Below are 20,233 nucleotides of genomic sequence, written 5' to 3'. Positions count from 1 at the left end.
TTATTAGTCCTTGTACTTATGTGTTAAGTCTTTTGGGATTACTTTACTTTTATCATTGATTTTATTTAATCCTTCAATGATGATTTTGTCATTTTCATCTATCCCAGAAGTTACTAGCCATTTATTGCCTATTGCTCTTTGAATTTCTATAATTTTTGTTTTTGTACCATTGTTTTCATCTATTATTGTTATTATTGGATTTGCTTTTTGGTCTCTTAAAACAGCTTGTTGTGGAACTAAAAATGAATTAACTTTTGTTGAGGTTTGAATTATTGCTTTTACATACATTCCAGAAAGTAAAATATTGTCTTTATTTTCAAATTCAGCTCTTAAAGTTACAGTTCCTGTATTTTCATCTACTGCTAACTCTTTACTTTCCATAACTCCTTTTTGAGAATAAACTGAACCATCATCTAAAATTAAAGTTACAGAAGTATTTGTAAAATCATTTGTTGGAAGGAATTTTTTTAATTTTAGAATGTCATTATATGATTGATTTAAATCTACAAAAACTTTTGAACTATCTTTTATTGTTGTTAGATAATCACTTTGATTTGCTAATACTAAAGCTCCACTTGTAACAGTTGATATTCCTATGTAACCACTTATTGGTGCTTTTATATCACATCTTTGTAAGTTTATTTTTGCATTTTCAAGATTTGCAATTTTCTCTTGAACCAATGCATTTGCTTGGAGATAGTTGGCTTTTGCATCATCAAGTTCTTGTTTTGATGCCCCATCAAATTTTATAAGTTCTTCAACTCTTTTTAGTTTTGCTTCAATACTTACTAAATTTGCTTTTGCACTATTTAAACTTGCATTTGCTTGGTTAAATTCCATTTGATAAGTTGATTTATCAATTTTATATAAAATATCTCCTTGTTTTACAAAACTTCCCTCTTTAAATAATTGTTCTTGTACAATTCCTGTAATTTGAGGGCGAACTTGTGATATAAATTTTGGTTTTACTCTTCCACTTATTTCTTGCTCTAAGGCAAATTGCACTTTATTTAGGTTTATGAAACCTACTTCAGTTGGTTTTGGTGTAAATTTTGTATCTTCTTTTTTCTCACAGGCACTAAAAAGTATTAAAATTGTAGTTATAAAAATAGTAAATTTTGATTTCGTAAACATAATGGTCCTAAAAATTTGAATTGTGGATTTTACACTATCAATATTAATTAAATATTAATATCAATACTCAAGAATACCCTTTAAAAGTAATATTGTAGTTAAAAATTGTTAATATTTTACCTGAAATTTTATATAAGGAATTTTTATGAGTTTAATTATTGATGACTTAGTACAATCAAAATACAATTATAATGTAGCATTTTACGTACATTTAAAAGAATTTAATACAAATGTAAGAGATGAATTAGAAAGAAGAATAAGTGAAGTTTTTTTCTTTTCAAAAGGTGTAAATTGGAAGTTTGATAGTTTTGGTATAGAAAAAGCAGGAGAAAGAAAAACTTATATTTTAGGGTATTTCATATTTAGAAGTGTAGAAGTTGAAAAATTAAAGAAACTATTTTTAGATGAGTTTAAAGACTATTCAAATGCATCAAAAATAAGTTGTTCTGTTGCAAAATATGAGAAAGTTAGTGAAGAGTTTTTTGAGCTTGACGTATAAATCAAGCTCTATATGTTTTAATAATAAAATAGTTTAAAATAGAAATTAAAGTTATACTAAAAGCTATTACAAAAAATCCATTATCATCAAAATTTAGTGCTATTGAAGATACTAAAGCTCCCAAACCAAATTGTAAAACACCCAATACTCCAGAAGCAACGCCTGCATTTTTTGAGAAGTGTTCTATTGCTAAAGACATACAATTCCCAAAAATAAATGCCATCATACTCATATATGAAGCGATTATTAACACGGTTAAAACTAAATTCATATCTTTGTGAATTAATATAAAAATTACTCCTACAATAGTTTGGAATAAAATAGCACTTTTTATAATACTAAGAGCTTTATATTTTTTTAGCAAAGCTACATTTACATTTATCATCAATATTAAAAGAATAAAGTTTATACCAAAAAATAGTGGAAAGTAATCAGTAGAAATATTAAAATACTCTATGTATATAAATGATGTTTTAGAAATAATGATAAAAAACCCACCAAAACTTAATGCCAAAACAAGCATAGCTCTCATAGCCATTTTATGAGTTAAAACTATTTTATATGACTCAAAAACTCCTTGTTTGACATATACAAAACTCTCTGGAAAATCTTTGTAAATAAAAAATGCAACTATTAAAGCATAAATTGTTAAAAATACAAAAATTCCTTCCCATGGAAAGAAGTGAATAATAAAAGCTCCAATTACTGGAGCTAAAAGTGGAGCTAAACTTCTTACCATTCCAATTAGAGAAAAAACTTTTGCTGCTTCTTGTCCTTTAAATCTATCTCTAACAGCAGCAGCTGCATTTACAACTGTAATTCCACCAAAAAATGCTTCTAAAAATCTATAAACCCAAAGTTCATAAATAGATGAACTAAATATTATTAAGAAACTAAAAAGTGCATAACCTAAAAGTCCAATTATAGAACCAAATCTTCTTCCATATCTATCAGAAATTGGACCACCAAATATTTGACCCATTGAAAAACCTATTAAAAAAATTGCTAAAGAAAGTTCAACTTTGTGAATATTTACTTCAAAATATTTTGCAATTTCTGGAATGGAAGGTAAATAAGTATCAACTCCCATAGGAGCAACGGATGATAAGATAGATATTAAAACTATTAAATATATATGATTAATTGATTTTTTCATAAAAACTCTTTAAATAATGCTCAAAATAAAATGTAGATTTTTTAATAATAAAAAATAGGTATAAGAAAATAAAAAAGGGAATAATTCCCTTTTTTATTTATTTTAACATACTATGTAACATCCATAAATCTTTTTCAAGTTTTGCAACTTTTTCATCTGCAAATGCTTCTGTACCTTTATCTGAATTCTCTCCAGCAAATTTACTTAACTCTTTGAAAGCTTTCAAAAGGTATTCAAAATCAGCAATTATTTTTTCTACAATCTCTTTAGATTTGAAACTATCACCTTTTTCAGTTTCAATTTTTGTAGCTTTTATTAACTCTTCTAAAGTTAAATAAGGTTTGTCTCCTAATATGATAACTCTCTCCGCCATATCATCGTACAGTTCTGACATACTATCGTAAACACCTTCTGTATATGAATGAACAGGATGAAAGTCCATACCTTTTACATTCCAGTGGTAGTTATGGATTTTTACATACAGCGCATGTGCATCAGCCTGAATTTGTTTTAATTGTTTAATTACTTTTGACATTATAACTCCTTATAAAATTGTTAAAAAACATTATATAACCATAAAAGATATTTGTCAATATAGCTTTTATTTTTATTTATTTGAAATAATATCGACTATTTCTAAAGGAGTTTTTACTATAAAATCAGCTCCAAATTCACTTAATTCTTGTTCATCTCTAAATCCCCATAAAACTCCAATAGCTATCATTCCAGCATTTTTTGCTGTTTGCATATCTACTTTTGTATCTCCTACGAAAAATATGTTTTCACAAGGAGTGTTTAAAGCTTGTGCTATATCTATTGCTGCTTTTGGATTTGGTTTTTTAGGAAGACTTTGTTTTTGTCCGTGTATCTCTTTAAATCCGTAATCTTTAAAAAAATGATTTACATAAGTAACTGTAAATTCATGTGGTTTATTTGATAAAACTGCTAAATTGCAATCTAGCTTTTTTAATTCATCTAATAATTCATAAATACCTTCATAAGGAAGAGTTTTAGAGTGCATTTTTCCATCATACTCTACTTTAAATCTTTTGATAACTTCATCTTTTATTTGGTTTGTCTGATTTCCTAAGGCATTCTCTACTAAAACATCAACACCTCCACCAACAAAATATTTATAATCTTCAATTGAATGTGTTTGAAGATTTAAACTTTCTAAAACTTTATTCATAGAAATTGCGATATCTTCTATTGAATCTAATAATGTTCCATCTAAATCAAAAATTATAGTTTTTTTATTATCAACTGTTTTCATTCTTCCCACCAAATTTATAGAATATTTATATGAATGCTATTGAAAAGAGTATTAATTTTCTATAAAAGTAACATTTTAAATCAAAGTGTAACTTTTTGTTAATATAAAAATATAAGAAAATAGAATATGATTAATTATATGTAAAGAATAGTTTTAATATGGTTATAATAACAATTGTTTATCAAGCTTTTAAGACTTGTAGATATTGTTACAAAATTTTCATATTTTGAAGTTGTTAATATAATAATAAAATTAAATGGAGTAAAACAAAATGAACGCATCAGAATTATTTATCAAAGCGTTAGAAAATGAAGGTGTTGAGTATATCTTCGGAATCCCTGGAGAAGAAAATCTTGATTTTCTTGATGCTCTTAGAGAATCAAAAATCAAATTAATTTTAACAAGACACGAGCAAGGTGCAGGATTTATGGCTGCGACTTATGGAAGATTAACTGGAAAAGTTGGAGTATGTTTATCAACTTTAGGCCCTGGTGCTACTAACTTTGCAACAAGTGCTGCTTATGCACAACTTGGTGGAATGCCTATGATGATGATCACAGGGCAAAAACCAATCAAAAAATCTAAACAAGGTAGATTTCAAATCATTGATATAGTAAGAATGATGAGACCTATGACTAAATTTGCTAAACAAATTGTAAATGGTAACAATGTTCCATCTATGGTTAGAGATGCATTTAAAATAGCAACTACTGAAAGACCAGGAGCTGTTCACCTTGAATTACCAGAAGATATAGCAGCAGAAGAAGTAGATCACGATACAAATGTATATCCAGTGGTTAATGTAAAATATCCAGTTGCTGTTGATGATGTTATTGCTGAAGCAGTTGCTATGATTGAAAAAGCGAAAAGACCACTTTTATTAATCGGAGCTGGTGCAAATAGAACAAGAATTGGAAATACTTTAACAGATTTTGTAAACAAAACTGGAATGCCATTCTTTTCTACTCAAATGGGTAAAGGTGTTGTTGATGAAAATCACCCATTGTGTTTAAGTGCTGCTGCATTATCAAAAGATGATTTTGTTCATTGTGCTATTGATAGAGCAGATTTAATTATCAATGTTGGACATGATGTTATTGAAAAACCACCATTTTTTATGTCAAATCAAGAAGGTGCTACAAAAGTTATGCACGTAAACTTCTTTGCTAGTGAAGTAGATGATACATATTTCCCTCAAATGGACGTTATTGGTGATATCGCTGGAAATATCCAAAAATTCACAGATAAAATAACTGTTCAATCTCACTGGGATTTTGATTATTATGTAAGATTAGCAGATGAAATCAGAACAAGATTAACTAAATATTTTGGTGATAATAGATTCCCAATTTTACCTCAAAGAGCTGTAAGATCTATTAGACAAACATTAGATGCAGAAGATATTTTAACTTTAGATAATGGAGTTTACAAAATATGGTTTGCTAGAAATTATAGATGTGCAAGACCAAATACACTTCTTTTAGATAATGCATTAGCTACAATGGGTGCTGGACTTCCATCAGCTATGATGGCAAAAATGATAAATCCTGATAAAAAAGTTGTGACAGTATGTGGAGATGGTGGATTTATGATGAATTCACAAGAGATGGAAACAGCTGTTAGATTAGGATTAGATTTAACAGTAATTATTTTAAATGATAATGCTTATGGTATGATCAAATGGAAACAAACAGGAATGGGGTTTGAAACATTTGGACTTGATCTTGGAAATCCTGATTTTGTTAAATATGCAGAAGCTTATGGAGCAAAAGGTTATAGACCAACTTCAGTTGAAGATTTTGAAAAAACTTTAGAGCAATGTGTAAATAGTAAAGGTGTTCACTTGATAGACCTTGCTGTTGATTACTCTTTAAATCACTCAATTTTAAATGAGTTATTACCTTCAAAAGCTTGCTTAGTATAAGCAACAGTTTTTAACAGGGGCTTTAAAAAGCCCCTTTTTTTATTCTAAATTTTAATAAGGAGAAAATATGAGTACAATAGAAGTTACATCACCATTTGATGGTAAAGTTGTTGGAACAGTTCCATTTAATAGTTATGAAGAAGTTGAAGCAGCTATTGATTTAGCACATAAAACTTTTACAAATAAAGATGGATGGTTACCAAAATATAAAAGAGTTGAAATCTTAGAAAATGTTATGAAAATTATGAGTTCTCAAGTTGAAGAACTTACAATTCTTTGTGCAAGTGAAGGTGGAAAACCTTATATTGACTCAAAAGTTGAGATTTTAAGAGCAATCAATGGAATTAAAATAGCAATCGAACACCTAAGTGTATTTGAAGGTAAAGAAGTTGCTATGGGACATACAAATACAAGTGCAAATAGATTGGCTTATACATTTAAAGAGCCAATAGGTGTAGTTGCAGCTATTTCTGCATTTAATCACCCATTTAATTTAGCTGTTCACCAAGTAATTCCTGCTATTGCAGCTGGTTGTCCAGTTATCATTAGACCTGCAACTCAAACTCCTATGAGTGCGGTTAGACTTGTAAAAATTCTTGAAGAAGCTGGACTTCCAAAAGGTTGGGCTCAAGCTGTTGTTTGTGATAGAAAAGGTGGAGAGTTACTTTCTACATCACCTAAAACTGCATTCTTAACATTTATTGGTTCAGGTTCAGTTGGTTGGTACTTAAACTCAAAAGCTAGTGATGGAACAAGAGTTGTTTTAGAACACGGTGGAGTTGCACCAGTTATTGTTGAAGCTGATGCAGATATTGAAGATATGATTCCTGCACTTGCAAAAGGTGGATTTTATCATGCTGGACAAGTTTGTGTATCTGTTCAAAGAGTATTTGTTCAAGAATCAATTTGTGAAGAAGTTGCTACTAAATTAGCACAATCTGCTTCAAAACTAATAGTTGGAGATCAATTAGATCCAAAAACAGAAGTTGGACCATTAATCAATAATAATGAAGTTGATAGAGTTGAAGAATGGGTAAATGAAGCAGTTTCAAAAGGTGGAAAAATTTTAACTGGTGGAAAAAGAATAAGTGCATCTTGTTTTGAACCAACAGTTATTTTAAATCCTTCAGATGATGCTTTAGTATCTACAAAAGAAGTATTTGGACCAGTTGTTTGTGTATATTCATATAAAGATTTAGATGAAGCAATATCTAGAGCAAATAGTCTTGATGTATCTTTCCAAGCAGCTGTATTTACAAAAAATATTGATAAAGCTTTAAAAGCTGTAAAAAGATTAAATGCAACTGCTGTTATGGTAAATGACCATACTGCATTTAGAGTTGATTGGATGCCATTTGGTGGAGCAAAAGTTTCAGGACTTGGAATGGGTGGAATTCCTCACTCTATGCATGATATGAGTGTAGAAAAAATGATGGTTATAAAATCTCCTGTTTTATAATTTATTAAACTTTCTATATACTTCAAAGCTAAGGTTTATTGCCTTAGCTTTTTTTATTTGTAGATAAAAACTTTGTTCCTTTTAAATAGGAGCTATTTGAAAGGATTTAGTATGACTTGGGAAGAAGTAATAGAGCAAGAAAAACAAAAAGATTACTATAAAAATTTAAAAGTACAAATTGATAAAAAGTATGAAATGACAACAGTTTTTCCACCAAAAGAGAAAATATTTAGAGCTTTTGCTTTAACAAAACTTGATAATTTAAAAGTTGTTATTTTAGGACAAGACCCTTATCACGGTAAGGGACAAGCTCAAGGTTTGGCTTTTTCAACACCAGCAAATATTAAAAATCCTCCTTCTATGCAAAATATTTTAAAAGAGATAAATGAAGATTTACAAAGACCTTCTTATTGTCTTGATGGAGATTTAACACCATGGGCAAAACAAGGAGTATTACTTTTAAATACAGTTTTAACAGTTGAAGAATCAAAAGCTGCAAGTCATCAAAATATTGGTTGGGAAGTTTTTACAGATAATATTATCAAATACATAAGTCAAAATTGTAAAGATATTGTTTTTTTACTTTGGGGAAGTCCAGCTATAAAAAAAAGAGTTTTAATAGATGAAAAAAAACATCATATTTTAACAACAGTTCATCCAAGTCCTCTTAGTGCTTATAGAGGATTCTTTGGTTGTAAACACTTCTCTCAAACAAATAATATTTTAAAATCTTTAGCTAAAGAGCCAATTAATTGGTAATTTAGTTAAATAAATCTTTTACTTTTGATTTTATCTTACTCAAAGATAATTTGATAGCTGAATATTTCATAACATTTGCTATATTTTTCCATCTTTGTTTTTCATAGCAAGGATTTGGACATTTTCTACATCTAGGTTTTATTTTGTGTGGGCAATTTTGCAATCTTTCAAATGAATAATTAATTGCTTCAAAACACTCTTCACATAAATCTAATTCTAAATCAAATACTCTATTTTTAAACTCAATTTTTACAATATTCTTTTTTTGATTTTCATGTTTATTGACACAAAAAAGTTCATAAAATTTTTTGAGTGTATTTATCTCACTTTCAAATTTTTCTATTGTCATTTTGTAGCTTTTACTTAATTTTTACTATTTTTGCATATAATAACCAATAAATTATTGACAAGTGTCAAGATAAAGAGAAAATTATGAAAAATATACAAAATGATTATGCCTTTTTCAGTTTTTTAAAAGAGGCAGATATAGAAAGGTTAAAAGAGATATCTTTTAAAAAATCATATAAAAAAGGTGAAATTTTATTTTATAAAGGTGATGAATCAAAATATTTACATCTATTAATAAAAGGAATAGCAAAGCTTTATACACATGATTTTAAAGATAATGAAGTGATAATTCATAATCTTTTAGCACCAGCACTTATTGCAGAAATTGTAAATTATGAAGAGATAAATTTTATAGCAAATTGTTCTTTTGAAACAGATGCAGAAGTTATACTTATAGATTATAAAAGATTTAAAGATGAGTTTTTATTAAAGCCTGATATATCAATGTTCTTTATCAAATCTCTTACGAAAAAAATAAAGTATTTAGAAAGTTTTATAAACTATAACATTGCTTTAAATAGTATAGAAAAGATTGCAAAATTTTTACTTGAAAATGAAAAATTGCTTCCTAGTTTAAAGCATGTAAAAATTGCACAGATTTTAAACATTACACCTGAAACATTTTCAAGACAATTAGCAAAACTAAAAAAAGATAAGGTAATAGGAAATGATAGAGGAACTATAAAAATATTAGATTATGAAAAACTACAAAGAATTGCACATTAAAGGGACTAAATATGCTTGATTTGATAAATACTATTTCATTGGGACTTATAATCTTAATTCCATTAGCAAACCCAATAACAACTGTTGCATTATTTATTGGGCTATCATCAAATATGACAAAACAAGAAAAAAATAAAGAAGCTTTTTATGCTAGTGTTTATGTATTTTTTATTATTGTTTTATCATTTTATTTTGGTCAATTTATAATGAAAACTTTCGGTATTTCAATTCCTGGATTAAGAATTGCTGGTGGATTGATAGTTGCATATATTGGTTTTAGGATGCTTTTCCCTAGTAAAAAAGATGAAAGTAGCAAAGAAAATGGAAGTATAGCTTTTGTACCACTTGCAATGCCTAGTACAGCAGGACCTGGAACAATAGCAATGGTTATAAGTGCAGCTTCGACTATTCATAGTGGGCAAAGTGATACTCCAATTTGGATAATTTATGTTGCTTCTATTTTAACTCCACTTATTCTTAGTATAATTTTATGGTTAAGTTTACGAAGTGCAGATAGTATTATGAAAATTGTCGGTCGCAATGGAGTTGATGCAATATCAAGATTGATGGGATTCTTACTTGTTTGTATGGGTACACAATTTGTTATAAATGGTGTCAAAGAGATAATTATAAATTTCCCAAACTAAAGGAATAAATATGAAAATACTATTTTCTCCAAGTGAAACAAAAAATAGTGGAGGAGAACAAAAAAGTTTTGATAAAAATAGTCTTATATTTGGTGAACTTTTTGATAAAAGGCTTGAAATTATAAATTCTTACAATGATTTTATAAAAATAGCATCAAAAGAAGAGTTAGAAAAACTTTTTGGTACTAAAAAAGCTGATATTTTACAAAAATATAAAACAGATATTTTCAAATCTTCTACTATGAAAGCAATTCTAAGATATGAAGGTGTTGCTTATGATTACTTGCAATATGCAAATCTTGAAAAAAAAGCACAAAAATATATAGATGACAATGTTTTGATATTTTCAAATCTTTTTGGAGTTTTGAAAGCAGACGATGAAATACCTGACTATAAACTAAAACAAGGTGAAACTTTTGATGATTTAAAAATAGAGAAGTTTTATAGTGATAATTTTAGCCAAGCTTTAGATGAATATTTAAAAGATGAAGATGTCTTGGACTTAAGAGCAGGGTTTTATGAAAAATTTTATACTATAAAAAAGCCATATCTTACTATGAAATTTATAAAAGATGGAAAAGTTGTAAGCCATTTTGCTAAAGCCTACAGAGGTGAAATCTTAAAGCTAATTGCCCAAAATAGCATAAATAGTTTTGATGAACTTATGAATTTGGAGATAAAAAGTTTAAAAGTTGAAGAGATAAAAGAACAAAAATTAAAAAAAGAGATAGTTTACAGTATAAATTAAAGGTTATAAATATGAAGCCATTTCAAGGGTTTTTAATAGAAAAAGATGGAACAGCTCAAGAGCTAGAATATCATAATTTAGATAGTGTTCAAAGAGAAAATAAGATTTTATGGGTACATTTTGATTATACAAGTAAAGAAGCGCAAGATTGGATTACAAACAATAGTAACATTGATTCTATTGCCGTAGATGCTCTTTTGGCTGATGAAACAAGACCAAGAACAGTTGTATTAAATGATTCTTTACTTATTGCTCTAAGAGGAGTTAATTTAGAGAAAAATGCAAAACCAGAAAAGATGATTTCTATTCGTATTTTTATATCTTCAGATTTAATTATCTCAACAAGTAGAAAAAATATATTATCTGTAATAGAGTTAAGTGAAGAGTTAAGAAAAGCAAAAGGTGTAAAAAGCTCTTCAGAGTTTTTGGTTGAACTAACTTATAGAATGATAGATAGAATGGATAATGTAATAGATAAAATCCAAGATAAAGCAGATTTTTTAGAAGAAAATATTTTAGATGCTGAAAATAATACAGAGTTTAGAACAGAAATATTAAGAATCAGAAGAGAGTGTATAACCTTAAAAAGATATTTAACACCACAAAAAGAGGCTTTAGTAAAACTATATAATGAAAAATTATCTTGGATAAATGAATACCAAAGAATTGAATTAAGAGAAACAACAGACCAACTAATACGTCATATTGAAGAACTTGATACAACAAGAGATAAAGTGATACTTTTTCAAGAAGAGTTGGTAAATAGTTTAACAGAACAGATGAATAAAAAGATGTATATTTTGGCTATTTTATCTGCAATATTTTTGCCACTTACTTTTTTAACAGGACTTTTAGGAATAAATGTTGGTGGAATACCTGGTGCTTCTAATGATAGTGCTTTTTATATATTTATTATAATTTTATTTGCAGTTGTTGGCTTTCAGTTTTATTTATTCAAAAAAAAGAAGTGGATTTGAGAAATCAAAAAAACACTCTTTTTGTTACCAAAAGTAACTCAAGCTTACAAATTTGAAAATTCTTTTGTAAAAATTGTCCATTTTTTTCATTTAAATCGTCTTACTATATAGAGAAACAAATTCTCAAAATTAATACAAAGGATATAAGATGAAAAACAAAATTTTCATTTCAGTTTTAGCATCAATGATGTTAAGTGGAACAATGTTAAATGCAAAAGATATAAGTTTGCAAGAAGCAGTAGAGAATATAGTAAAGAGATATAATGTAACATATATTTCAAAATCAAAAGATTTGAAGAATAAAATAGTTGATTCAGAAAAGTTAGGTTTCGGGGGGGGGTACGGTATTAAGTAATCTAAATAGTGTACTAGAAGAACATAATCTCAAAGCTATCGAAGAAGATAGCATAATTTATATAATAGAAAAACCAAAATATCAAAACTTTGGTAATACTACTGTTTTAGATGAAATATCTGTAAATAGTGGAAATTATCTAGGAAGTACAACAGAAAACTCAAGTTCATATACAACAGGAAGTATGAATACTGCTACAAAACTCGATTTATCTATTCGTGAAACTCCACAATCAGTAAAAGTTTTAACACAAGAATATTTAGAAGATACAAATATAACTTCATTTCAAGAAATGCTTAATAATGTTACAGGTGTCTCAACAATAAGAACAGATGAAAGATTAAGTCCATTTTCAAGAGGATTTTATGTAGATTACTACCAAATTGATGGAATTCCAACAGCATCTCTTAATCAATTTGCAAGTGCACATGATCAAGATCTATCTATATATGATAGAGTAGAAATAGTAAAAGGTGCAAATGGACTTATGACTGGAGCAGGAAATCCTGGAGCTTCTATAAATATGATAAGAAAACATGCAAATAGTAAAGTATTTAAAGGAGATATAAACTTAAGTGCTGGTTCTTGGAATAATTATCGTGGGACAGTTGATATTCAATCTCCATTAAATGAAGATAAAAGCTTAAGGCTAAGAGTTGTTGGAGGATATGAAGATAAAGGCTCATTCATAGATAGATACAGCACTCAAACAAAGGTATTATATGGAATTTTAGATTATGACCTTACAGATAATACTACACTATCAGCTGGTATAGATTACCAAGAAAAAAATAGAGATGGTGCAAAATGGGGTGGATTGCCAGCTTTTTATAGTGATGGTACAAGAACAAATTTTAGTAGAAATCAAGCTATTTCAGATGATTGGAACTATTGGGATAGTGAATCAAAGATGATGTTTACAAATTTAAAACATTACTTTGATAACGATATATCTATTCATGCAAACTATTCATATATGAAAACTAGAGAAAATATTTCTTCTTTGGCTTATGAGGGAAATTTAGATAAGAATACAGGTTCAGGATTGGATTGGATAAACTGGAATGCAGATAAAGAATATAAAGAGCATAATTTTGATACTTATGTTTCAGTACCTTTTTCTTTGGGTAGTTTAGAACATGAAATAATAGGAGGTTTCACTTATAATCAAGTAAAACCTAGTTATTACAAAGAAAAAATAGATTTTGATGCCGTATCTAATTTTTATAATTTAAGAGTACCTAATCCAAATTCATCACTTAATGATGTAACATCTGTGATAGAAAAAATAGAACAAAGAGGTGCTTATTTAACTGGAAAATTTTCTTTAATGGAAGATTTAAAACTTATAGCTGGACTTAGGATTTCATCTTGGGAATCAACAAGAGGAGATGGTATTGGAAATAGGGAGTTTAAAAATGAGCTAACACCTTATGCAGGATTGGTTTATGATATAGATGAAAACCACTCAATATATGCAAGTTATACAGATATTTTTAAACCACAAAGTAGTAAAGATAAAAATAACAAGTATTTAGACCCAATAGTAGGAAAAAACTATGAAACAGGTATAAAAGGTGAATATTTTGATAAAAGATTAAATACTGCAGTATCTATCTTTAGAGTAGAACAAGATGGAGTTGCAACTAGAGATGAAGGAGTATTTATAACTGGTACAACAAATCAAGCATATAAATCAGCAAAAGGAGTTGTAAGTAAAGGAGTAGAGTTTGATATAAGTGGTGAAATCACTGATAATTGGAATCTTAGTTTTGGTATAGCAAACTTTGAAGCTAAAGATGCAAATGATAAAAAGTTTAATACAACTTCATCAAGAACAACAGCAAATTTATTTACAAAATATAAAATCAACAAAGATTTTGCTATTGGTGGTGGATTGAACTATAAAAGTAAATTTTACACAGGAAGTGGTACAACTAAAATCACTCAAGATGCTTATATCTTAGCCAATGTTATGGCTTCTTATGATGTAACAAAAAATTTAAAACTCCAGTTAAATATCAATAACTTATTTGACAAAAAATATTATGAAGGTATTGGGAGTGATTCTATGAACTATGGAGAACCTAGAAGTTTTGCTTTAAATATGAAATATTCATTTTAAGATTTATAAAGAGAGTTTTTGCTCTCTTTGTACTTTTAAGCATGGGTTTCAAAGTATTTATTTAATTTTGAGATTAAAATTTCGATGATAAAATATACTTTCCTTGTATGCTTTGAAACTCATACTCAAGGGTATTAAATGGAATATGTATTTAGAGAAAACTTTTCTTTATTTTTGATATAATAGAATGAAGGATTAACTATATTTTAAAAGGAGGATGTAAAAATGTACTCTATAAAGTTAGATGTAAATGATAAAATTTATGATAAAGTGATGGCTTTTTTAAATAATATTTCAAAAAAAGATTTAACAATAAAAGAGATCAAAAACTTTGATGATAATAAACAAGAGATTAATTTAGTAGAATTTTTTGCAAATAGTCCACTTGTTGGAGAAGTTGAATTGAAAAGAGAATCTGATAAATATTCAAATAGAGTGAAATTTTGAGATATTTATTGGATACAAATATTATCTCGGAGCTTATTTCAAAACAACCAAATCAGAATGTTGTTCAATTTCTATCTTCAATAGATAAAGAAGATATATATTTATCTGTTATCACTATTGGAGAGATAAAATCAGGAATAGAAAATTTAAAAAATCTTGATAAAAAAGAAAATCTTAGTAAATGGTTAGAGCAAGATTTATTAATAAGATTTCAAAATAAAATTCTTAATATAGATACAAATATTATGTTAATATGGGGAGAGATAAATCACAAGCTCAAAAATATTGGTAAACCTTTACCTATTATGGATTCACTTATAGCTTCAATTTGTATTTGTCATAATATTACTTTGGTTACTAGAAATGAAAAAGATTTTCAAAATATTGAACTTACAGTAATTAATCCATTTAATTAAAAACTTGAGTATAAATTAATTAGATTTTTTCACAAAACATATAGCTATAAAAGAAAATAGTGCAAAAATAGCACTAAATAAAAATAGATATTCTCCATAAGTAGCTCCTGCAAGCAAAGCTCCTACAAATCCACCTAATCCATATCCAACACCAAACATAAATTGTTGAGCTAGTTTTTTATTATCATAAAGTGAATATAAGTAAATCACAATTGCACTATGAAATAAAGCAAATGAGAATGCATGAATAGCTTGAGTAAAAAATACAATCTCAAGAGAATCAGGAAATATATATAAAAGTAACCATCTAAAAGCAGTTATTCCTATACAAAATTTTATAATATTTAGAAGATTGTTTTTTAATATTGGTGCTTGATAATAAAGCATTAAAATCTCACAAATAACTCCAAATGCCCAAAGATAAGAGATAGTTTCCAAAGATAAACCATGTTCTAACTCATAAATAGTAAAAAAGTTATAAAATGAACCAAAACTTACTTGCATAAAAAATATACTTGCCCAAAAAGCAGCATATTTTAAAAATGAGAAAACTTCATCGCTAATTGGATTTAGTTTTTCTTCTAAATCATTTTTTAATAAAAGTAGAGCAAATATTACGGTTAATACTACTATTGCTAAATAATAGTGAAGTGCAACAAAAGGAGTTGAAAGAAACTTTGCTAAAACTAAAGCTATAATCATAAATCCAATAGAACCAAAAAGCCTAGCTTTTCCATATCTATCTTTTCCTAAAACTGTAACTGTTGTAACTTCAAGATATGGTAAAATCAAAGATAAACAAGCAGCCAAAAAAGCATTATTTAACATAAATATATAAAAATGTTCTATTGTGATATAAAAAAGTGCAACTGCAATAACTGTTAGGAATAGAGCTTTTTTAAACATTGATTTATTTAAGCTAATATGTTTTAAAAATAAAAATGGCATAGCAAATTTCATCAAAGGAGCGACAGCTAAAATAAGTCCAATATCAAAAGCACTATATCCAATATCATTCAGCACTTTTGGTAAAAATATTACATATATACCAACAGCAGCGAAATAGAAGAAATAAAAGGCTGAAATATTAAAAAAGAGCATTACTCTTCATTTATTATAATAGTTCTTGAAAGTATATCTTGTATAGTTTTTTTATCTTTGTTAAAAAAGGCATAAAAAAGTGGAATTATCAATATGATTGAGAATAGTGTTGCTAAATAACGAATTAGTGCTTGGAAAAAGTTTATTTTTTCTTTTGTAGAACTATCTACAAGTTTTATTCCATAAGCTTTGAGTCCTGGAGTTTGTCCATTTTTAAGCCATAAAGAAATAAGTATTAAAAAAACAACTATTAAAATAATACTCCAACCTAAAACTCTATTTTGTGCAAAGTTTTCTCCTCCACCCATTATAAAATAGATTACAATGTAAAATATAGGAGTTGTTATTAAAAATAAATCTACTAAAAAGGCTCTAAGCCTTTTGCCAAGAGTTGCAAAACCATTTAAATTTGAAGATATTTCTTCAAGCTTTAAATCAGAATTTGTAATTCTTTTTTGTTTTACATCTCTCCATTTTGCCATTAGTTTCCTCGGCTACCTGGTTTATAAGCAATATCTTTAAAATCACAATTTTCTGGCGAATACATTTCAAATGAAAAATCTTCTAGTGCAAAAAGTGGTTTATCAAGTGGAAGTTTACAGTTGTCTTTTCGCTCTAAAGAACTACCAACTCTTTGACAAAATCCTCTATTTGCTAATGCTGCATAAGCTACAACTTCCCCACCATCTTTTTCTACTTGTTTGGCAGCTTCTAAAGCACTTCCTCCAGTAGTTATAATATCCTCACAGATAATATATTTCTCACCTTTTTTTACTTCAAAGCCTCTTCTTATAGTCATTTCACCTTCAGCTCTTTCAGCAAATATAAATCTTACATCAAGTGCAGTTGCAAGTGCAAAACCTGCAATTAGTCCACCAAGAGCAGGAGAGCAAACAGCATCTATTTTTATTCCAGATTTTTTTATTTCAACTGCTAAAGCTTCTGCTAAAAGTTTTGCAGTTTTTGGGTCTTCTAAAACTTTCGCACTTTGTAAATAAAACTTAGAGTAATTTCCACTACTTAATTTAAAATGCCCCTCAAGTAAAGCATTTGAGTCTTTGTAAATTTGTTCTATATTCATAAATTATACCGTTAAAATTTCTTTTTCTTTTGCTTTTAAAGTTTCATCAGCTTTTGCTACATAACTATCAGTTATTTTTTGAACTTCATCCTGTGCTTTTTTACTATCATCTTCAGTTATCTCTTTGTCTTTTAAAAGATTTTTGATTTTTGTATTTGCATTTTGTCTGATATTTCTGATAGCAACTTTTGCATTATCAGTCATAACTTTTGCTTGTTTTGCTGTTTCTTGTCTTTGATCTACTGTCATTGGTGGGAAGAATAGTTTTATTACTTCTCCATTATTATTTGGATTTACCCCAATATTCGCAGTTTGAATAGCTTTTTCAATAGTACCTAAAAGATTCTTTTCCCAAGGACTGATTGTAATAGTTGTAGCATCTGTTGCTAAAACTGAACCAACTTGACTTAAATCTGTTGGTGTTCCATAATAATCAACTTTAATATTGTCTAAAATATTTACATTTACTTTACCAGTTCTTAAAGTTTTGTAATCTCTTCTTAAAGACTCAATAGATTTCTCCATTTGCTCTTTTGTTTGTGAATAAACTTCATTTAACATAAAATCTCCTTTTTACTTATTCTGCTTTAGTTGGTACATTTGTTTCAGGTGCAACTGGAGCTTGATTTTGTGTTGTTGGACTTGCTGGAATTAAAAGCTCAGGTTTTATATTATCAATAGCACTTTTATTTCTCTCTTGATTATATGTATATCCTAAAAATAGTGTATTTAATACAAACAGTAGTCCTAAAAACATTGTTGCTTTTGTTAAAAAATTTGCAGGACCTTTTGCTCCAAATAAAGATTCATTACTTCCGCTATAAGCTCCTAAGCCAATACTTGAGCTTTTTTGAAGTAATACAACGATTACAATTAGTACAGCTAAAACAAATTGAACGATTAAAAGTGTAGATGTCATTATCTAGTTCCTTTTTTAAAAATGGTGTCTATTTTATCTAAAACTTGTTAAAATAATGTTAAAAAAATATAAATATAATAATCACAAAGAGATAAATGGAACTTAAAAATCAGTTTTCAAAATATGCTAAAGAGTATCAATCATATAATATTATTCAACAGATTTGTGCAAAGTCATTGATAAGAGAATTAAAAACTAAACCAAAAAGAATTTTAGAATTAGGTTGTGGTTCTGGACAAATTTTTTCAAATATTAGTTGGGAATTTGATTTTTATAAAGCTATTGATGGATCTATTTCTATGTGTGAACTTCATCCAAAAGCCAAAAATCTTGAAGTAAAATGTTTAAATTTTGATAGTGATGAGTTTTTTGAAGAGATAAAGGAAGAATTTTATGATATTGTCTTATCTTCTTCCGCATTACAATGGGCAGATAATTTAGAAAAAGTAGTATGTGAATTATCAAAAATTACAAAAGATATAAATGCAGTTTTATTTACTTCAAATACTTTTAAAACTATTCAAAAACTCACAAATACTTCATCTCCTATCTTAGATGAAGAAAGTATAAAAAATGCTTTTTCAAAATATTTTTCTTGTGAATTTGAAACAATCTTCTATAAATTAGAGTTTGATAGTAAAAAAGAGTTGTTTGATTATATTAAAAAATCAGGTGTTAGTGGAAGTAAAGAATTGTCTTTTAAAAAGGCAAAAAAACTATATCAAAATTATGATTTAAACTATTTAGAGTTTGAAGTTATTTTTGTTAAAACAATTTCTAAATTATAAAGTTCATATCTTATATATTTAAAATTTTCACTAGTTTTTATAGAACTAAGCTTTGTTAGTTCTTCTAATACCCTAGCACTTTCTTGAGCTCTTTTAAAGTTTGCTATTAGGATTGAATTCAAATTTTCTCTATTTTGTTCACTCTTTATGGAATCTTTTAACACATCACCATTTACATCTCTTGTCTCAAGAATTTCAAAATAGTTTTCTGTTCTAGCTTTATGCCTTAGATTTTTTAATTTTGTTGAGTTTTCTTTATCATTATATACGTATCTAAAAATGTCTTCAACTACTCGAATACCTTCTCGTAATCTATTTAGGTTTGCGTCTATTATTCTTAAAAAATTTGAGTTCATATTAGTTATTAGTTAAATGAGTAAAAAAGAGCTTTTAGCCCTTTTTTACTATTAGTCTTCACTTCTTAAAATTCCAAGAATTTGTAATAGCGATGAGAATAGATTAAAGAAATCTAAATATAAAGACAATGCAGCTTCAACTGGTGAATCATAACCACCTTTAATTATTTGTTGTGTATCATAAAGAATAAATCCACACATTAAAATAGCAATACCAGAAGATAAAAATAAGTGAAACATACTTGAGTATGCAAACCAACCAAAAGCTGTACCTAAAGCAAATATTATTCCAGCAGCAAAAAGTACCCAAAATGCAGAGAATAAAAATCCACCCATAAATGAGAAATCTTTTTTAGTTGTCATAGCAAATAGTGAAATTCCACCAAATGCAACAGCTGTCATTAAAAATGCTTGACCAGCAATACCTGCACCACCTGGCATAGCTAAAATTGAAGCTAATAATGGAGCTATCATCAATCCTGTTAAAAATGTAATACCAAATAAAGCAACTAAATTAATACCAGCTTTATGTTTTACTCTAGGAATTACAAAAAATATTAATCCCATAACCGCAATAAATAGTATCCAATGCATACCAACTAAATATTGAACTATCTCAAGTCCTATGTAAGCTCCTGCACTTGCTGCTAACATTGAACCAGCAAATAATTGATATGTAGCTTTTAAAAAGCTCATCATATATGCTTGAGATGATTCTTGTGAATGTTCAGATGACTGATTAGTTAAATAATCTCTATTGTACATTTTTCTTTCCTTATTAAAATTTAAAAACATAATTTATATAACAAAAGCTTGTTATACTTGGACATTATAGTATAAAAAAATTGTAAATAAAAGATTAATAAATACAAATTCAGGAATTTAAGCGAATATTAATAAAAAACTCTTGACAAATAAGAAAAAAGCGATTATAATTCCCGTCCAATTTGACCAGATAGCTGGGAAGGTTGAGATCTTTAAAGTTTGATAGGTTT

24 protein-coding genes and 1 pseudogene are annotated in these 20,233 nt (G+C 27.7%); 13 read left to right on the top strand and 12 right to left on the bottom strand.

All coding sequences use genetic code 11. The features are described from left to right. Window positions 1-3: 3 nt before the first annotated feature. Entirely contained in the window at window positions 4-1,134 is a 1,131-nt protein-coding gene (locus CRU91_RS11280) for an efflux RND transporter periplasmic adaptor subunit (protein ID WP_113895324.1), read from the bottom strand. Between the two features lie 145 nt (window positions 1,135-1,279). Between CRU91_RS11280 and CRU91_RS11275 the strand changes: the two genes are divergently transcribed. Next, window positions 1,280-1,633, top strand: coding sequence for a hypothetical protein (locus CRU91_RS11275; RefSeq protein WP_113895323.1), 354 nt, complete (start codon window positions 1,280-1,282; stop codon window positions 1,631-1,633). Between the two features lies 1 nt (window position 1,634). On the opposite strand, the gene CRU91_RS11270 is transcribed toward CRU91_RS11275, so the two are convergent. The 3 genes from CRU91_RS11270 to CRU91_RS11260 form a co-directional block, all read right to left on the bottom strand. Then, complete coding sequence (locus tag CRU91_RS11270; RefSeq protein WP_113895322.1) at window positions 1,635-2,789, bottom strand: multidrug effflux MFS transporter; 1,155 nt, start codon at window positions 2,787-2,789, stop codon at window positions 1,635-1,637. Between the two features lie 97 nt (window positions 2,790-2,886). After that, window positions 2,887-3,324, bottom strand: coding sequence for a Dps family protein (locus CRU91_RS11265; protein WP_113895321.1), 438 nt, complete (start codon window positions 3,322-3,324; stop codon window positions 2,887-2,889). Window positions 3,325-3,396: 72 nt separating this feature from the next. Next, window positions 3,397-4,062, bottom strand: a complete 666-nt coding sequence (locus CRU91_RS11260) for an HAD family hydrolase (protein ID WP_113895320.1) — start codon at window positions 4,060-4,062, stop codon at window positions 3,397-3,399. A 271-nt stretch (window positions 4,063-4,333) separates the two neighbouring features. On the opposite strand from CRU91_RS11260, the gene CRU91_RS11255 reads away from it, so the two are divergent. From CRU91_RS11255 to ung, 3 genes are all read left to right on the top strand, one after another. After that, window positions 4,334-5,986, top strand: coding sequence for an acetolactate synthase large subunit (locus CRU91_RS11255; protein ID WP_113895319.1), 1,653 nt, complete (start codon window positions 4,334-4,336; stop codon window positions 5,984-5,986). Window positions 5,987-6,053: 67 nt separating this feature from the next. Continuing rightward, on the top strand, window positions 6,054-7,445 hold the full coding sequence (locus CRU91_RS11250) for an aldehyde dehydrogenase family protein (RefSeq protein WP_113895318.1): 1,392 nt from the start codon (window positions 6,054-6,056) through the stop codon (window positions 7,443-7,445). 111 nt (window positions 7,446-7,556) lie between these two features. After that, window positions 7,557-8,204, top strand: coding sequence for a uracil-DNA glycosylase (ung, locus tag CRU91_RS11245; protein ID WP_113895317.1), 648 nt, complete (start codon window positions 7,557-7,559; stop codon window positions 8,202-8,204). A gap of 1 nt (window position 8,205) precedes the next feature. Here the strand turns inward: ung and CRU91_RS11240 are convergent, their stop codons facing one another. Further along, window positions 8,206-8,553 (bottom strand): nitrous oxide-stimulated promoter family protein, encoded by a 348-nt coding sequence (locus tag CRU91_RS11240; RefSeq protein ID WP_113895316.1) that lies wholly within the window; start codon window positions 8,551-8,553, stop codon window positions 8,206-8,208. A gap of 83 nt (window positions 8,554-8,636) precedes the next feature. Between CRU91_RS11240 and CRU91_RS11235 the strand changes: the two genes are divergently transcribed. From CRU91_RS11235 to CRU91_RS11205, 8 genes are all read left to right on the top strand, one after another. After that, window positions 8,637-9,278, top strand: coding sequence for a Crp/Fnr family transcriptional regulator (locus tag CRU91_RS11235; RefSeq protein ID WP_235827008.1), 642 nt, complete (start codon window positions 8,637-8,639; stop codon window positions 9,276-9,278). 11 nt (window positions 9,279-9,289) lie between these two features. Then, entirely contained in the window at window positions 9,290-9,925 is a 636-nt protein-coding gene (locus tag CRU91_RS11230) for a MarC family NAAT transporter (protein ID WP_113895314.1), read from the top strand. 10 nt (window positions 9,926-9,935) lie between these two features. Next, on the top strand, window positions 9,936-10,673 hold the full coding sequence (locus CRU91_RS11225) for a YaaA family protein (protein WP_113895313.1): 738 nt from the start codon (window positions 9,936-9,938) through the stop codon (window positions 10,671-10,673). 11 nt (window positions 10,674-10,684) lie between these two features. Beyond that, window positions 10,685-11,650 carry a zinc transporter ZntB gene (locus CRU91_RS11220; protein WP_113895312.1) on the top strand — a complete coding sequence of 322 codons (966 nt, stop codon included), beginning with the start codon at window positions 10,685-10,687 and terminating at the stop codon, window positions 11,648-11,650. A gap of 148 nt (window positions 11,651-11,798) precedes the next feature. Continuing rightward, on the top strand, window positions 11,799-12,005 hold the full coding sequence (locus tag CRU91_RS12300) for a hypothetical protein (RefSeq protein WP_222718465.1): 207 nt from the start codon (window positions 11,799-11,801) through the stop codon (window positions 12,003-12,005). A gap of 184 nt (window positions 12,006-12,189) precedes the next feature. Continuing rightward, window positions 12,190-14,130, top strand: a complete 1,941-nt coding sequence (locus CRU91_RS11215; RefSeq protein ID WP_235827007.1) for a TonB-dependent siderophore receptor — start codon at window positions 12,190-12,192, stop codon at window positions 14,128-14,130. A 225-nt stretch (window positions 14,131-14,355) separates the two neighbouring features. Then, the gene (locus tag CRU91_RS11210; protein WP_113895311.1) at window positions 14,356-14,577 is read left to right on the top strand and encodes a hypothetical protein; all 222 of its coding nucleotides are present in this window, start codon (window positions 14,356-14,358) and stop codon (window positions 14,575-14,577) included. Then, on the top strand, window positions 14,574-14,993 hold the full coding sequence (locus tag CRU91_RS11205) for a type II toxin-antitoxin system VapC family toxin (RefSeq protein ID WP_113895310.1): 420 nt from the start codon (window positions 14,574-14,576) through the stop codon (window positions 14,991-14,993). Before CRU91_RS11210 ends, CRU91_RS11205 begins: the two co-directional genes overlap by 4 nt. A 15-nt stretch (window positions 14,994-15,008) precedes the next feature. Here CRU91_RS11205 and CRU91_RS11200 read toward each other — a convergent pair whose 3' ends face one another. The 5 genes and pseudogenes from CRU91_RS11200 to secG form a co-directional block, all read right to left on the bottom strand. Continuing rightward, complete coding sequence (locus CRU91_RS11200; protein ID WP_113895309.1) at window positions 15,009-16,094, bottom strand: MFS transporter; 1,086 nt, start codon at window positions 16,092-16,094, stop codon at window positions 15,009-15,011. After that, entirely contained in the window at window positions 16,094-16,576 is a 483-nt protein-coding gene (locus CRU91_RS11195; protein WP_113895308.1) for an RDD family protein, read from the bottom strand. The genes CRU91_RS11200 and CRU91_RS11195 overlap by 1 nt, the downstream gene beginning before the upstream one ends. Beyond that, window positions 16,576-17,175, bottom strand: a complete 600-nt coding sequence (gene pyrE / locus CRU91_RS11190; protein WP_113895307.1) for an orotate phosphoribosyltransferase — start codon at window positions 17,173-17,175, stop codon at window positions 16,576-16,578. The genes CRU91_RS11195 and pyrE overlap by 1 nt, the downstream gene beginning before the upstream one ends. A gap of 3 nt (window positions 17,176-17,178) precedes the next feature. Further along, entirely contained in the window at window positions 17,179-17,736 is a 558-nt protein-coding gene (frr, locus tag CRU91_RS11185) for a ribosome recycling factor (protein ID WP_113895306.1), read from the bottom strand. A 28-nt stretch (window positions 17,737-17,764) separates the two neighbouring features. Continuing rightward, window positions 17,765-18,094, bottom strand: a pseudogene (gene secG / locus CRU91_RS11180) (preprotein translocase subunit SecG); the annotation flags it as partial. A 95-nt stretch (window positions 18,095-18,189) separates the two neighbouring features. Here secG and CRU91_RS11175 point away from each other — a divergent pair. Further along, complete coding sequence (locus tag CRU91_RS11175; protein WP_113895304.1) at window positions 18,190-18,882, top strand: methyltransferase domain-containing protein; 693 nt, start codon at window positions 18,190-18,192, stop codon at window positions 18,880-18,882. Here the strand turns inward: CRU91_RS11175 and CRU91_RS11170 are convergent. Both CRU91_RS11170 and CRU91_RS11165 read right to left on the bottom strand, forming a co-directional pair. Continuing rightward, window positions 18,834-19,238, bottom strand: coding sequence for a thiamine-phosphate pyrophosphorylase (locus CRU91_RS11170; RefSeq protein ID WP_113895303.1), 405 nt, complete (start codon window positions 19,236-19,238; stop codon window positions 18,834-18,836). The genes CRU91_RS11175 and CRU91_RS11170 overlap by 49 nt on opposite strands. A gap of 51 nt (window positions 19,239-19,289) precedes the next feature. Continuing rightward, window positions 19,290-20,003 (bottom strand): Bax inhibitor-1/YccA family protein, encoded by a 714-nt coding sequence (locus tag CRU91_RS11165; RefSeq protein ID WP_113895302.1) that lies wholly within the window; start codon window positions 20,001-20,003, stop codon window positions 19,290-19,292. Window positions 20,004-20,233 lie beyond the last annotated feature (230 nt).

The organism is Aliarcobacter vitoriensis (genome assembly GCF_003316695.1).
Taxonomy (GTDB): Bacteria; Campylobacterota; Campylobacteria; order Campylobacterales; family Arcobacteraceae; genus Aliarcobacter; species Aliarcobacter vitoriensis.
The sequence above is the reverse complement of the archived record's forward strand: the minus strand, read 5'-3'. Positions and strand labels throughout refer to the sequence as shown.

What these genes read in the sequence shown, in the direction of transcription:
- CRU91_RS11280 (WP_113895324.1), bottom strand. Translation starts at nt 1,134, where the DNA reads ATGTTTACGAAATCAAAATTTACTATTTTTATAACTACAATTTTAATA.
- CRU91_RS11275 (WP_113895323.1), top strand. Translation starts at nt 1,280, where the DNA reads ATGAGTTTAATTATTGATGACTTAGTACAATCAAAATACAATTATAAT.
- CRU91_RS11270 (WP_113895322.1), bottom strand. Translation starts at nt 2,789, where the DNA reads ATGAAAAAATCAATTAATCATATATATTTAATAGTTTTAATATCTATC.
- CRU91_RS11265 (WP_113895321.1), bottom strand. Translation starts at nt 3,324, where the DNA reads ATGTCAAAAGTAATTAAACAATTAAAACAAATTCAGGCTGATGCACAT.
- CRU91_RS11260 (WP_113895320.1), bottom strand. Translation starts at nt 4,062, where the DNA reads ATGAAAACAGTTGATAATAAAAAAACTATAATTTTTGATTTAGATGGA.
- CRU91_RS11255 (WP_113895319.1), top strand. Translation starts at nt 4,334, where the DNA reads ATGAACGCATCAGAATTATTTATCAAAGCGTTAGAAAATGAAGGTGTT.
- CRU91_RS11250 (WP_113895318.1), top strand. Translation starts at nt 6,054, where the DNA reads ATGAGTACAATAGAAGTTACATCACCATTTGATGGTAAAGTTGTTGGA.
- ung (WP_113895317.1), top strand. Translation starts at nt 7,557, where the DNA reads ATGACTTGGGAAGAAGTAATAGAGCAAGAAAAACAAAAAGATTACTAT.
- CRU91_RS11240 (WP_113895316.1), bottom strand. Translation starts at nt 8,553, where the DNA reads ATGACAATAGAAAAATTTGAAAGTGAGATAAATACACTCAAAAAATTT.
- CRU91_RS11235 (WP_235827008.1), top strand. Translation starts at nt 8,637, where the DNA reads ATGAAAAATATACAAAATGATTATGCCTTTTTCAGTTTTTTAAAAGAG.
- CRU91_RS11230 (WP_113895314.1), top strand. Translation starts at nt 9,290, where the DNA reads ATGCTTGATTTGATAAATACTATTTCATTGGGACTTATAATCTTAATT.
- CRU91_RS11225 (WP_113895313.1), top strand. Translation starts at nt 9,936, where the DNA reads ATGAAAATACTATTTTCTCCAAGTGAAACAAAAAATAGTGGAGGAGAA.
- CRU91_RS11220 (WP_113895312.1), top strand. Translation starts at nt 10,685, where the DNA reads ATGAAGCCATTTCAAGGGTTTTTAATAGAAAAAGATGGAACAGCTCAA.
- CRU91_RS12300 (WP_222718465.1), top strand. Translation starts at nt 11,799, where the DNA reads ATGAAAAACAAAATTTTCATTTCAGTTTTAGCATCAATGATGTTAAGT.
- CRU91_RS11215 (WP_235827007.1), top strand. Translation starts at nt 12,190, where the DNA reads ATGAATACTGCTACAAAACTCGATTTATCTATTCGTGAAACTCCACAA.
- CRU91_RS11210 (WP_113895311.1), top strand. Translation starts at nt 14,356, where the DNA reads ATGTACTCTATAAAGTTAGATGTAAATGATAAAATTTATGATAAAGTG.
- CRU91_RS11200 (WP_113895309.1), bottom strand. Translation starts at nt 16,094, where the DNA reads ATGCTCTTTTTTAATATTTCAGCCTTTTATTTCTTCTATTTCGCTGCT.
- CRU91_RS11195 (WP_113895308.1), bottom strand. Translation starts at nt 16,576, where the DNA reads ATGGCAAAATGGAGAGATGTAAAACAAAAAAGAATTACAAATTCTGAT.
- pyrE (WP_113895307.1), bottom strand. Translation starts at nt 17,175, where the DNA reads ATGAATATAGAACAAATTTACAAAGACTCAAATGCTTTACTTGAGGGG.
- frr (WP_113895306.1), bottom strand. Translation starts at nt 17,736, where the DNA reads ATGTTAAATGAAGTTTATTCACAAACAAAAGAGCAAATGGAGAAATCT.
- CRU91_RS11175 (WP_113895304.1), top strand. Translation starts at nt 18,190, where the DNA reads ATGGAACTTAAAAATCAGTTTTCAAAATATGCTAAAGAGTATCAATCA.
- CRU91_RS11170 (WP_113895303.1), bottom strand. Translation starts at nt 19,238, where the DNA reads ATGAACTCAAATTTTTTAAGAATAATAGACGCAAACCTAAATAGATTA.
- CRU91_RS11165 (WP_113895302.1), bottom strand. Translation starts at nt 20,003, where the DNA reads ATGTACAATAGAGATTATTTAACTAATCAGTCATCTGAACATTCACAA.